The 13326-nt window shown below is 59.7% G+C and carries 8 protein-coding genes; 3 read left to right on the forward strand and 5 right to left on the reverse strand.

All coding sequences use genetic code 11. The features are described 5' to 3' along the window. The first annotated feature begins 38 nt into the window (after window positions 1–38). The 3 genes from MHK04_RS05490 (at window position 39) to MHK04_RS05500 (ending at window position 8055) form a co-directional block, all read left to right on the forward strand. Window positions 39–1751 (forward strand): AMP-binding protein, encoded by a 1713-nt coding sequence (locus MHK04_RS05490; RefSeq protein ID WP_239208202.1) that lies wholly within the window; start codon window positions 39–41, stop codon window positions 1749–1751. A 78-nt stretch (window positions 1752–1829) separates the two neighbouring features. Beyond that, entirely contained in the window at window positions 1830–6524 is a 4695-nt protein-coding gene (locus MHK04_RS05495) for a type I polyketide synthase (protein WP_239227004.1), read from the forward strand. Further along, on the forward strand, window positions 6499–8055 hold the full coding sequence (locus tag MHK04_RS05500) for an acyl-CoA carboxylase subunit beta (RefSeq protein ID WP_239208204.1): 1557 nt from the start codon (window positions 6499–6501) through the stop codon (window positions 8053–8055). The genes MHK04_RS05495 and MHK04_RS05500 overlap by 26 nt, the downstream gene beginning before the upstream one ends. 196 nt (window positions 8056–8251) lie before the next feature. Here the strand turns inward: MHK04_RS05500 and MHK04_RS05505 are convergent, their stop codons facing one another. From MHK04_RS05505 to trmB, 5 genes are read right to left on the reverse strand one after another with little or no spacing between them, the layout of a single operon-like run. Next, window positions 8252–8581, reverse strand: coding sequence for a DUF3054 domain-containing protein (locus tag MHK04_RS05505; RefSeq protein ID WP_239208205.1), 330 nt, complete (start codon window positions 8579–8581; stop codon window positions 8252–8254). Next, window positions 8578–9594, reverse strand: a complete 1017-nt coding sequence (locus MHK04_RS05510; RefSeq protein WP_200288553.1) for a lysylphosphatidylglycerol synthase transmembrane domain-containing protein — start codon at window positions 9592–9594, stop codon at window positions 8578–8580. Before MHK04_RS05510 ends, MHK04_RS05505 begins: the two co-directional genes overlap by 4 nt. Continuing rightward, entirely contained in the window at window positions 9595–11748 is a 2154-nt protein-coding gene (locus MHK04_RS05515) for an MMPL family transporter (RefSeq protein WP_200288554.1), read from the reverse strand. A 12-nt stretch (window positions 11749–11760) separates the two neighbouring features. Beyond that, a complete protein-coding gene (locus tag MHK04_RS05520; RefSeq protein WP_239208206.1) occupies window positions 11761–12354 on the reverse strand; it encodes an NYN domain-containing protein in 594 nt (197 codons plus the stop codon). Further along, on the reverse strand, window positions 12355–13131 hold the full coding sequence (gene trmB, locus MHK04_RS05525) for a tRNA (guanosine(46)-N7)-methyltransferase TrmB (RefSeq protein WP_200288555.1): 777 nt from the start codon (window positions 13129–13131) through the stop codon (window positions 12355–12357). Window positions 13132–13326: the final 195 nt, after the last annotated feature.

Below are 13326 nucleotides of genomic sequence, written 5' to 3' on the forward strand. Positions count from 1 at the left end.
TAGTTTTATTAAAGAAACCATTCACTTAAGGAGATTCCATGGATCTGAAAGCGCAGATGGGGCAATTCCTAGCGCCCGAGTTCAGTTTGGCCCAGCTGGCAGAAAGGCTCTACCAGGCGGAGACTGACCCAGACCGTGTGGTTATGCGCCAGTGGATCTACGGTGAGGAAGAAACCTGCCGGGAGCTTAGCCGCGCGCAGGTCAATAAACGCATCAAGGTGGTGGCGGCGCGACTGCAGCAGGTAGCAGATCCGGGCACCCGCGTTGCCATCTTGGCTGGTAATTCACCGGAATACGTCTTTGGCTTCTTGGGTGCACTGTACGCGGGTATGGTGCCGATTCCGCTTTATGACCCCAATGAACCGGGCCACGCGGACCACCTGGAGGCGGTATTCGGTGATTGCGAACCGCCTATCGTGGTGACGAATCGTGTTTCTGCCGCCGCTGTGCGTAAGTACTTCTCTGCCCAGCGTGAGCGCCCGCGGATTATTTCCCTCGATGCTCTTCCTGATTCCTTGGCTGGTTCTTGGACACCCGTGGAGGGAAGCGCGGAGGACACCGCTTTCCTGCAGTACACGTCTGGGTCCACTCGGACCCCGGCCGGCGTGGAGCTCACCAACCGAGCGATTATCACCAATGTTGCGCAGATCTTCCAAGCACTGCAATTGCAGATGCCGGCTCGCATCGTCTCCTGGCTGCCAATGCACCACGATATGGGCATCATTTTGGCCGTATTCGTTACCATTTTGGGCTTGGACTTCGAGATGATGACCCCACGCGATTTCATCCAACACCCAGACCGCTGGATCCGGCGTTTGACCGCCGGCGAGCAAGCTACGTACTCCGCTATCCCCAACTTTGCGCTGGAACTGGCCGCGCGCCATGCCAAGGATGCTGATTTCTCGCACGTAGCAGGCATCATTATCGGCTCAGAGCCGGTAACGGAGGCGGCCGTGGATTCCTTCTTGAATGCCTTCAGCGTGGATCGTTCCGTGCTGCGCCCGTCCTATGGTCTGGCAGAGGCGGCGCTTATTGTATCTACCCCGCAAACCGACAAGCGCCCAGTCATCTCCCACTTCAATCGTGCCGAACTGGCCGCGGGACGCGCCATCATCGAGGATAAGTCCGACGCGACTGTGGCCTATGCGTCCAATGGGCAGTGCGTGCCGCATCAGCACCTTGCCATCGTGGACCCGGAAACGCGCGCTGAGGTCAAGGACGGCGTAATCGGTGAAATCTGGGTGCATGGTCCCAATATGGCTACCGGCTACCTCAATCGGCCTGAGGAAACCGCCGTGACCTTCCGCAATACCTTGGGTGAGCGCCAGCAGGACGGCCTGCCAGAAGACGATTACTGGATGGCAACCGGTGACCTAGCCGCCATCGTGGATGGTGAGCTTTATATCACTGGCCGCCTGAAGGACCTCATCGTCATCGCTGGGCGCAATCACTATCCGCAGGATATTGAAAGCACCGTACAAGCAGCGTCCACGCAGGTGCGACCGGACTCCGTTGCCGCCTTCTCTGTGGAAGGCAAGGATTCTGAATCTCTCGTATTGTTGGTGGAGCGCGCCGATGATGCGCAGCCGGCCGGCGATGCAGAGGCGTCCGCAGTCATCCGCACCGCCGTCACCTCGCATCATGGAATTACGCCAGATGACATCGTGTGGAAGGCCCCAGGGGAAATCAACCGTACTTCTTCCGGCAAGATTGCGCGCCGTGTAGCTAAGAAGAACTATGTAGGGATCTGATTTATCGCTAACAAAGTGACAAAATATAGCGATATACCCTCTTGCCATTTAATAACTTCTCGTAATGAAAGACCTTTTATGACCATCGAGCAACTGCGAGCATGGCTGCGTGACTGGGTCGCCCAGGCCACCGGTGTTTCCCCAGAAGAGATCCTAGATTCCAAGCCCCTGGAAAACTATGGTCTTTCTTCGCGGGATGCTGTAGTGCTATCTGGCGAACTGGAAAATCTACTCGGTACCCGCCTCGATGCCACCGTGGCATACGAGTACCCAACCATCGAATTGCTGGCAAATCGCCTGTTGAACGCTCCAGCGCCTCAGCCTGAGGCGCACTCTCCTCGCATAGCGCATGGAGCCGATGTCGCGGTTATTGGTCTTTCGGGCCGCTTCCCGGGTGCAAAAAATGCCCAGGAATTCTGGTCCATGCTGGCCGAATCCCGCGCCGGAACAGGTCCACTGCCGGTAGGACGTTGGTCCGAGTACTCGGCGGACCCTGTAATGAGCGAGAAGATCGCCCAGCAAAATACCGATGGTGGCTATATCGAGGATATTGCTTCCTTCGACGCTGAATTCTTTGGTCTTTCTCCACTCGAAGCCGCCAATATGGACCCCCAGCAGCGCATCCTGTTGGAGCTGGTGTGGGAAGCGCTAGAAAACGCTGGTGTTCCTGCCAACGAGCTGCGCGGCACGCAGACTGGTGTGTACATGGGCTCGACCAATAATGACTATGGCATGCTCATCGCCGCCGATTCTGCCGAGATGCATCCTTATGCGCTGACCGGTATTTCTTCGGCTGTGGTGGCCAATCGCATTTCCTATGCCCTGGATTTCCGCGGCCCTTCCATCAATGTGGATACGGCCTGCTCCTCCTCCCTCGTAGCCGTCAATCAGGCGGTGAAGGACTTGCGCACGGGAAGCGCGGACGTGGCGCTGGCCGGTGGCATAAATATCCTCGCCGCTCCCCACGCGTCGACGGCGTTTTCTGAATTGGGCGTTACCTCTCCGACGAGTGCCATTCACGCTTTTTCTGACGACGCCGATGGCATCGTGCGCGCCGATGCCGCTGGTGTCCTCGTCCTCAAGCGTTTGGAGGACGCGGAGGCGGACGGCGACGATATCTTGGCTGTCATTAAAGGCTCGGCCGTCAACTCCGATGGGCACTCCAATGGCTTGACCGCCCCGAATCCGGAGGCACAGGAGGATGTTCTCCGCCGAGCTTATGCCGATGCGGGCGTGAATCCGCAGGACGTGGACTATATCGAAGCCCACGGCACCGGCACCATCTTGGGTGATCCGATCGAAGCTTCCGCTTTGGGGCGGGTGCTCGGCGCCGGTCGTGGCGCGGATGCGCCGATTTTGCTGGGATCTGCCAAAACCAATATCGGCCACTCCGAATCTGCTGCGGGCGTGGTGGGCCTTATCAAGGTCATCCAGGCCATGCGCAATGATGTGATTCCGGCGAATATCAATTACTCGGCGCCGAACCGTTATATCGATTTCGAAGCCGAGCGCCTGGAAGTAGTCGAGGACCCGCGCGAGTGGCCCGAATACTCCGGCCGCAAGGTCGCTGGCGTATCCGGTTTTGGCTTTGGTGGCACCAATGCGCACGTCGTGCTCACCGATTACCGCGGCACCCCGGCCGAGCGCGAGCCGCAGCTTTCCACCGACACGGTCGCGTTGCCGGTCTCTGGCCTCTTGCCATCGCGCCGGGCACGCGCTGCGGCCCTGTTGGCGGACTTCATTGAGGCGGAAAAGCCCGCGCTTGTCGACGTCGGCCGTACCGTCGCCCGCCGCAATCACTCCCGCTCTCGCGCCGTCGTGGTGGCTAGCTCCGCCGAGGAAGCAGTCAAGCGCCTGCGCCAGGTGGCCGAGGGCAAGGTTTCCGTGGGAATTGCCGCTGCGGATTCCCCGCAGGTGCCGGGTCCGGTATTTGTGTACTCCGGATTTGGCTCTCAGCACCGCAAGATGGCCAAGGACATGATTGCGCTCTCGCCACAGTTCAAGGCCCGCTTGGAAGAGCTAGATAAAATCGTGGACTTTGAGTCCGGGTGGTCCATCATGGACATTGTCAACGATGATGCGCAAACATATGACACCGAGACTGCTCAGGTAGCCATTACTGCTATCCAGATTGCAGTGACGGACTTGCTGGCCTCCTTTGGTGTGCGCCCTGCCGGTGTGATGGGCATGTCCATGGGCGAGATCGCAGCGGCCTATGCCGCGGGCGGTATTTCCGCCGAGGACGCTATGGTAATCGCCTGCCACCGCGCGCGGTTGATGGGTGAAGGTGAGGCGTCGCTAAGCGATGCCGAACAAGGAGCCATGGCCGTAGTTGAGCTCTCTGCCGAGGATATTGCCGCGCTTGATGGAAACATCGAGCCTGCCGTGTACACCGGTCCAGGTATGACCACCGTGGGCGGCCCGCGCCAAGAGGTGCTGGACTTGGTGGAAAAGCTCGATGGCGAGGGCAAATTCGCCCGCGCTCTCAATGTGAAGGCGGCCGGGCACACTTCGGCCGTAGACCCCATCCTGGGAGAGTTGCATGCTGCCATCGCAGGTATGGAAGCCAAGCCGCTGCACACCCCGCTATTTTCCTCCGTCGATAAGGGCACGGTCTATCGTCCTGGAACCACCGTGCATGATGAGGATTACTGGCTGCGCATGACCCGCCACTCGGTCTACCTGCAGGATGCCACCGAGGCGGCCTTCGCTGCCGGGCACAACCAGCTGGTAGAAATCTCGCCAAACCCGGTTGCGCTCATGGGGCTCATGTCCACCGCCTTTGCGGTAGGCAAGGCCGATGCGCAACTGCTGTATGCCCTAAAGCGCAAGGTAGATCCCACCGAGTCTCTCCTCGACTTGCTCAGCAAGCTCTATGTCGCCGGCATGCCGGTGGACTTCGGTGCGGTCTTTGGCTCTGGCGCACGCGTAGAGGCTCCCTATACCCAGTTCAACCGCCAGCGCTTCTGGACCAATGCCCGTCCATCGGCTGGCGTTTCTGGCCTGCCGGGCGCACGCGTTAACCTGCCCGAGGGCAAGGTTGCTTTCTCCACCAATGCGGACCAAGCGCCATCCGCCCTGGCCATCGTCGAGGCTGCGGCCGAGGCCGTCAAGCCAGGAGCACGCATCATCGCCACCGAGGAACACGCCGATTTGCCACCGCACGGCGAGGTCACCACGGTGGTAAATCAGTCCATCGGCGGTATGTCCGTGGCTGTCTACGCTGTTCGTGGTGCACAGACAGAGCTGGTGGCGGAAGGCTTTGCCTCCGCTTTGGATTTGGGTGCGGCGCCTATTCCAGGCGTGGCTGAGGTTCCTGAAAGCGCGCCTGCAGCGACGGAAGAAGTCGATGCCGTGCGCTGGGATCCCACGGAGGAAACCGTGGAGGACCGTCTCGCGCTCATCGTTTCTGAGTCCATGGGCTATGACGTCTCTGACCTGCCGCGAGAGCTGCCGCTCATTGACCTGGGCCTGGATTCCCTGATGGGTATGCGCATTAAGAATCGCGTGGAAAATGACTTCCAGATTCCGCCGCTGCAGGTGCAGGCGCTGCGCGACGCCTCCCTGGCGGACGTCATTGCCATGGTGGAAGAGGCCGTAGCCGGCGGTAACGTAGATACCAGCGAGATTGCTTCCGAGGACACTCCTGCGCCAGAAGAAGATGAGCCGGGCCAGGGCGTGGGTGTTGCCCCGCGCGATGCCTCCGAGCGCATGGTCTTTGGCACGTGGGCTACCTTTACCGGCAAGGCCGCGGCGGGAGTGACCTCTGCACTGCCCAAGATAAGCGACGAGGTTGCTAGCAACATTGCCGAGCGCCTTACCGAACGTGCAGGCATCGAAGTCACTACCCAGCAGGTCCACGAGGCTGAGTCCTTGGAGAGCCTGGCTGACTTGGTCCGTGAGGGACTAGAGACCGAGGTAGAGGGCAATATCCGCGTGCTGCGCGAGGCCGACGGCCCCGCTGTATTCATGTTCCACCCAGCCGGTGGCACCACGGTGGTCTACCAGCCACTGACCCGCCGCCTGCCCGAGGATGTGGCTGTCTACGGAGTCGAGCGCATCGAGGGTTCGCTAGAGGAGCGAGCCAAGGTATATGTCGAGGACATCCTGCACTACGCTCGTGGCCGCAAGGTCGTGCTCGGCGGTTGGTCCTTCGGCGGCGCGCTGGCCTACGAGGTGGCCTACCAGTTGCACAAGCGCACCCAGGACTCGGTAGAGGTGGCGTTTATTGCGCTGCTAGATACCACCCAGCCATCCCACCCGGCCCCGGATACCCCGGAGGAAACCCGTGCTCGCTGGGAGCGCTACGCGGCCTTTGCCAAGAAGACCTACGGGCTGGACTTTGAACCGCCGTACGAGATGCTCGAGACCATGGGCGAGGATGCGCTCATGACCATGTTGGCGGAGTTCCTCGCTACTACCGACGCCTCCGAGCACGGCCTAGCCGCGGGCGTGCTAGAGCACCAGCGTGCCTCCTTCGTGGATAACCAGATTCTGGCCAAGATTGACTTCCACCGCTGGGCCGATGTGACCGTGCCGGTTCTGCTTTTCCGCTCCGAGCGCATGCATGACGGTGCGATTGAGCTGGAGCCGCGCTACGCTGAGATTGACCCCGACGGAGGTTGGGGAGTTATCGTTAAGGATCTAGAAATTGTGCAGCTGCAAGGCGATCACCTTGCAGTACCGGACGAGCCGGCCATCGGCATCGTGGGCAAGCATATGAACGAATGGATCGAGGAGAAGGTACGTGGCGGCCAAGCAGACAACCGCTGAGAAACTCGCTGACCTGCGTGAGCGTCTGGATAAGGCGCAGGACCCGGGAAGTGAGCGCTCGCGCAAGCGCCGCGACGAGGCTGGACGCACCACGCCTCGCCAGCGCATCAATGAACTGCTAGATGAGAGTTCCTTCGTCGAGACTGGTTCTCTGGGTAAGACCCCTGGTGACCCTGAGGCCATCTATTCTGATGGCGTGGTCACCGGCTATGGCCGCATCTCCGGCCGCCCAGTGTGCATCTACGCTCACGATAAGACCGTCTACGGTGGATCTGTCGGCGTGACCTTTGGCAAGAAGGTTACCGAGGTCATGGATATGGCCATCAAGATTGGCTGCCCTGTCATTGGCATTCAGGATTCCGGCGGCGCCCGTATCCAGGATGCGGTGACCTCGCTGGCCATGTACTCCGAGATCGCCCGCCGCCAGCTGCCGCTGTCCGGCCGCAGCCCGCAGATTTCCATCATGATGGGTAAATCCGCCGGTGGCGCTGTCTATGCCCCTGTGACTACGGACTTTGTGATTGCCGTGGACCAGGAAGCGGAAATGTATGTCACTGGCCCCAACGTGATTCGTGAGGTCACCGGTGAGGACATTACCTCCGCCGAGCTGGGTGGAGCTCGCCAGCAGGAGCTCAACGGCAACGTTTCGGCCGTCGTTCCCTCTGAGGAAGACGCCTTCGACATGGTGCGCGATCTCTTGGACCACCTGCCGCTAACGTGCTTTGATGAGGCCCCGGAATTCGCCGCGCCTTCCGACGCCGACGTGGCCGAAGACGAAGACCTCAACTCCTTCATGCCGGATGACACCAATGCCGGCTACGACATGATGGATTTGTTGACCCAATTGGGCGATGACGAGGACATCATTGAAATTCAAGAGAACTTTGCGCCCAATATGATCACCGCCTTTGGGCGCATCGATGGCAAGACGGTGGGATTTGTAGCCAATAATCCCATGCACCTTGCAGGCTGCATTGATGCGGACGCCGCCGATAAGGGCGCACGTTTTATCCGCATCTGCGATGCCTACAACATTCCGTTGGTCTTCGTGGTGGATACTCCGGGCTACCTACCAGGCGTAGAGCAAGAAAAGGTCGGCCTTATCCACCGCGGCGCCAAGTTTGCTTTCGCCGTGGTAGAAGCCACCGTGCCCAAGGTTTCGCTCATCGTGCGCAAGGCCTATGGCGGTGCTTATGCCGTGATGGGGTCGAAGAACCTCACCGGTGATATCAACTTGGCGTGGCCAACCGCGCAGATCGCCGTTATGGGTGCCGCAGCCGCCGTGGTGATGATCGCCGGTAAGCAGCTAGACGCAGCCGAGACCCCTGAGCAGCGCGAGATGACTAAGAAGATGTTCATGGACTTCTACGATGAGACCATGACCGCTCCCTATGTCGCCGCCGAGCGCGGCTATTTGGACGCCATGGTTCAGCCGAGTCAATCCCGGTTGGCTCTCCGCCAAGCGCTGCGGCAGCTGGCAACGAAGCAGGAAAGCGACCTGCCGAAGAAGCGCACCATTGCCCCGATGTAACGTCATGTGCTTGGATTAGCGATAGGAATATAAAGTCCCAATCCTAGTCAAGGAGTTATTTATGATTCTATCTAGCGCTGTGGATCTCATCAGCGAGATCATTGGTTTCGTAGCCGATATCCTCAATCAAGCAGGCGTACCGGTAAGCTCCAAGTAAAACGAGTAAAAAATAAGGAGGGTTCAACCCTCCTTATTTTTATTTGCGGGCGAAAAGCCGCCAGCCGAAGAAGAATAGCGCGGACATGACGGTTGCCACGATGAGGAAGCTCCAGTGCGGTAGCCGGCCATTGACCAGCATCCACAGGGCCATGCCGCCCACGATGGTGCTTAGCCAGACGACGCCGCCTTCCTTCCACTTGCCCTGCACCTTGGCGGCCAGGATGATAGCCCAGCCGATGAGCGCGCCGATGGCCCATGGCCAGAAAGCATCAACCCAGGTGGAAAAACTTAGTCCGCCGTGGGCGAGACGGGCGGCCACAGCAAAGAGCATCAAGGCGATGATATCGATGACGGGGGCGATTCTCATGCGTTTTCCTTTCGATTCAAGGCGGCGTAAGTAATGCCCTTGCGAGCATAGTGCCAGAAGTAGATTACCCAGCCAATGATGGTGATAAGGGCAAAGGAAATCAGACGATAAATGATTGCCGCGCCGGTTGCATCCACCGCGGTCATACCGGTGGCAACCAGGGTGGCGATAATGGCGGCCTCTACCGTGCCCAGGCCGGCGGGCGTGACCTGGGCGGAGCCGGCCAGCTTGGCGGTAAGATACGCTAGCGCCACACCGGCCATCGTCGTGGTGTCCTCTCCCGCGTGCAGGGCGGGCAGGTGGCCGGTCACGGCCCACACACAGCCCCACAGCGAGACCATATCGATGAGGCGGTTGGCCAGGGAGTAAAAGGAAACCCAGGCGAATTGGCGGCGGGTGAGGTGGACCTCTTCCAAATTTTTGACCTGATCCACGAGCGCTTCGCGCTTGGAGCCCTTAATGAGCTTTTGGCGGTTGAGCCAGCGGATGATGGTATCCGGATGATTGGTCAGCCAGAACAGACCGCCAGAAAGCGCCAGCATGAGCACCAGGGTGCCAATGAGGGACCACAGAGCCATGTCGGCATTGAGGAAGAGCACGCCGCCCAAGCCGATGAGCACGAGCCACATCGTGGAAATTGCAGAGGACAGCACGAAGAACCAGCCACACAGCATGACGGACGCGCCCCACGTGCGTTGCACGTAGAAGGTGAGAATGGCGGAAAAGGCTGGTCCGGCCGGAAGAGTGGTTGACCACGCATTAGCGGCTAACGTCAGTGCTGCGGTTTCTGAGGCCGGTACCTTGACGCCGCCGGCGCGAATGAGCAGACGCATGACCTCACCCATGGCGAGTACCGCCGCGATGGAGGCGACGATGACCAGTGCTATCGCGGCCGGGTTGGAATTGGACAGCCGCGAAAAGCCTTCGCGCAAGAAGTCCAGCTCATCGCGGAAGACATAAACCAAGACCAGCAAGACGATGAGCGAGAGGATGAGGCGCAGCCAATTCTTCACTTACTTACCCCCTTCGAGGCGTTGTTTGAGTTCAGAGAAGGGAACAGTCTTGCCGCGGTGGGTGGTACCGCCGGTCAAGGTGGTGGTGGCGTGGCGCAGCCAGCTAGGGGCCCACCAGTTATCCTCGCGCAGCAAGTGCATGACGGCCGGGACGAGGAGCATGCGGACAATGGTGGCGTCGATAAGCAGGGCAAAAATCATGCCGTAGGCAATGTATTTCATCATCACGATATCGGAGAAGCCGAATGCGCCCGAGACCACGATCATGATAAGCGCCGCTGCGGTAATGATGCCGCCGGTATGCGCGGTGCCGGCTGCAATGGACTCGTCGGTGGAAGCGCCGCGCCGGCGAGCCTCCACCATACGGGAGACCAAAAAGACCTCGTAATCGGTGGACAGGCCGTAGACAATGGCGATGATGAGCACCAAGATCGGGCTCATGAGCGGGCCGGGCGTGAAGTTGAGAATGTCCGAGCCCAAGCCGGCAACGAACATCAACGTCAGGATGCCCAGCGTTGCGCCAAGAGTTAGCAGTGTCATCACAATGGCCTTGAGCGGCAGTACAAAGGAGCCGAAGACTAGGGCCATGAGCAGGAATGTAGCTAGCACCACGTAGAGCGCCATCCACGGCAGCGTGTGGAAGAGCGCATCGAGGGACTCCACCTCCATGGCGGGAGTACCGCCCACGTAGAGGTTCACGCCTTCAGGGGCCTTGACCTTTTCCAGCTCGTGCACGATCTTCGCGTAGTCATCGCGGTCTTCAATGCCGGCGGAAAGGACGGTAGTGCCGTCCTTGGTGGCGGTCGTCGGCGCCATGGGCTCGGTGAGGCCGTCGAGGCCGCGGACCTGCATGACGACGTCGACAAGCTGCTGGTTCGAGGCATTTTCCACCACGAGCTTGACCGGCTCTGTGCGGAAAGCTGGGAACTCTTCGTTGAATTTATCCTGCGCCACGCGGGTGTCCTGGTCGGGCGGCAGGTAGGACTCGTTGATGCCGCCAAAGGTAATGCTCATGATAGGCAGGGTGAGTGCGATGAGCAGGCCGCATACGGCGATGGTCAGTCCGCGGGCATGGCGCATCGCCCAGCGCGGAAGCTTATACCACCAGGTGTCTTGAATCGTGCGTGCCGTCCGAGAGGCGCGGCGTACAGACCAGGTATCGATCTTGGGGCCGAGCATGCCAAAAAAGGATGGCAGCACGGTGACCGAAAGGAGCGCGGCCAAGCCGACTGCAGAAATGGAACCATAGGCCACGGACTTGAGGAAGGCCTGGGGGAAGAGGAAAAGGCCAGAGAGCGCAACGGCAACCATGGCTGCAGAGAAAACCACGGTTTGGCCGGCCGTTGCAGTGGTGGTGGCCACGGCTTCCTCAGTGGAGCGGCCCTTGTCGAGCTCCTCGCGGAAGCGCGAAACCATAAAGAGGCCATAATCGATGGCTAGGCCGAGCCCCAGCAGCGTGACGACGGCCTGGGCAAAGACATTGACCTGCGAGAAGCTGGCCAGGATGGACAGGATGCCCAAAGAACCCAAGATGGAGAGACCGCCGACCACCAGCGGCATGCAAGCCGCAACGACGGAACCAAAGACCACCAGTAAGAGGATGCCTACCAGTGGCAGCGCAGCCTTTTCGGCGCGGGAGATGTCATGGGACATTCCCTCATCCAGGGCATCTGCAACTGCGGTAGCGCCCGCGATTTCTACTGGGGCGGAGGTATCCGTCAGCGCGCCTTCGATGGCGCGGAAATCCTTCAGCGTCTGTTCGTCATCGCCTTTGAGGCCGATGGCTGCGAAGGCGAGGGAGTGATCGTCATTGACCAGGTTCGGGTTCTTCGTGTCGAAGTAGCTGGTCACCGAGTCAATCTGGTCCGGGTACTCCGCTTTTAGCTGCGCCAAGTGCTGCTTGGCGGCGTCGAAGTTCTCATCGGGGGAGTGGAAGAGCAAGATAACATCGCCGGAGTTATCGCGGCCGAATGTTTCCTGCTCGATCTGGGCCGCGCTTGTCGACGCCGCATTGGGATCCTCCCAGCCCTCCTGGCTCATGCGATCTTCGAGCTGCATGCCAAAGCCGATGAAGAGCGCAAGGATTGCGGCGACGATGATGGCGGGGATGAGCCGGCGGTGCGCATAGGAAAAACGTCCCCATTTTTCAAACATTGGGGCAGCCTCCTAGCGGTTATTAAGCAGCGCAGCCAGGGGGCGGAATGGCTGCAGCCATGCACCACCCTCCGGCAGGTTATCCAGATTCACACGCGGTAGCGGCTCGCGGAATACGCCCTCGATATCCTCCAGGTCCACAAAATTGATATCCGCGTGGCCTACGGCCCATGCGGCATGCTCGTGGAAACCGAGGACCGTCACTGGAATCCCCGCGGCGATGAGCTCCTCCAAAGGCTCTTGGAAGTTTTGGCCATCGGCGGAGGCGACAATGACACCGGCCAGATCCGCACGAAGATTGTCGATGTGGTCGAGCATATCCGGATCTACGTCATCGTCTTCGTGGATCTTGGGCTTGGCAAAAACACCGAAACCCACGTTGCGGATGGCTTCTACCCATGGGCGAATGACATCTGCGCCGCCGAGGGTCACATTAGTAAAGACATCGGCGCGCGGTTCCGCATCAACGTCCTGGGCAAGGTGTACCAGCCAGCGGCCGATGGCGTCGAAGCGCGGGCGGTGTGCGGCGGTGGGGCGGCCGCCGAGCAGGGAGCCTAGGCCCATGTCCATATTGGGTGCATCCCAGACAAGCAGATAGGTGCTCATTTATTTCTTCTCCCAGAGATACTCCGTAATCACGTGTTCTTTATCTAGGCCCTTGCCTTCAAACTTGGTGATGACCTGACGATCTACCAGCTGCGGGCACTCCGGCCATGGCCAGCCCTTGTAATCCAGGCTTGGTTCTACTTCAACTAGTTCATCGATCCACTCGGCATACCCGGCGTGGTCGGTAGCGACGTGCAGCACACCGCCCTTCTTTAACCGGGAGGCAAAAAGATTGAGGGTGCCCGACTGAATAATGCGGCGCTTGTGATGGCGCGCCTTTGGCCACGGATCCGGGAAGAAGACGCGGATTCCGTCGAGGGATTCCGGTTCAAACATGCGCATCAAGACTTCGATGCCATCGCCGCGGATCATGCGGATATTTTCGATACCCTCACGCTCAATCTGGCCGAGCAGCTTGGCAAGGCCTGGTTTGTAGAGCTCGACGGCGATGATGTTGGTATCGGCTTCTTTCGGTGCCATGGCAGCGGTGGAGGTGCCGGTACCGGAACCGATTTCCACGATCGTCTTGGCGCCGCTGCGGCCGAACCAGGAAGCGAGATCAATGACCTCGTCTTCCAGCACGCGTCCGAGCTCCGGCCAGCGCTTTTCAAAAAGTTCATGCTGGTTATCGGTGAGCGTTCCGCGGCGGAAAGTGACGTTGCCTAGGCGCGGGTAGTCAAGCTCGTTGTGGAAAACGGCGTTGAAGTCGGTTTGTGGCGGGCGGCCAGGGGGCATTTCCCCAGCGCGGGTGTTTTGAGAATTATCTGTGCTATTCATTGCGGCCTATTTTCCCCTGCTTAGCCCCGCCAAGCAATACGCCGCGCCGAGGGATACATGTGGCGATGACATCCCGGATATAACCAGTGGGCCCAGTTGGGGGTGGTAGAAGATCGTTTCGAGGCGGAAAAGTGGGACAATGAACCCCCAGAAAGGGGGGGTGGAAAAGGCGATTTTTAACACATTACCTTCGTA

Origin of the sequence: Corynebacterium nasorum, assembly GCF_022345765.1 — a bacterium.
Taxonomy (GTDB): Bacteria; Actinomycetota; Actinomycetes; order Mycobacteriales; family Mycobacteriaceae; genus Corynebacterium; species Corynebacterium kefirresidentii.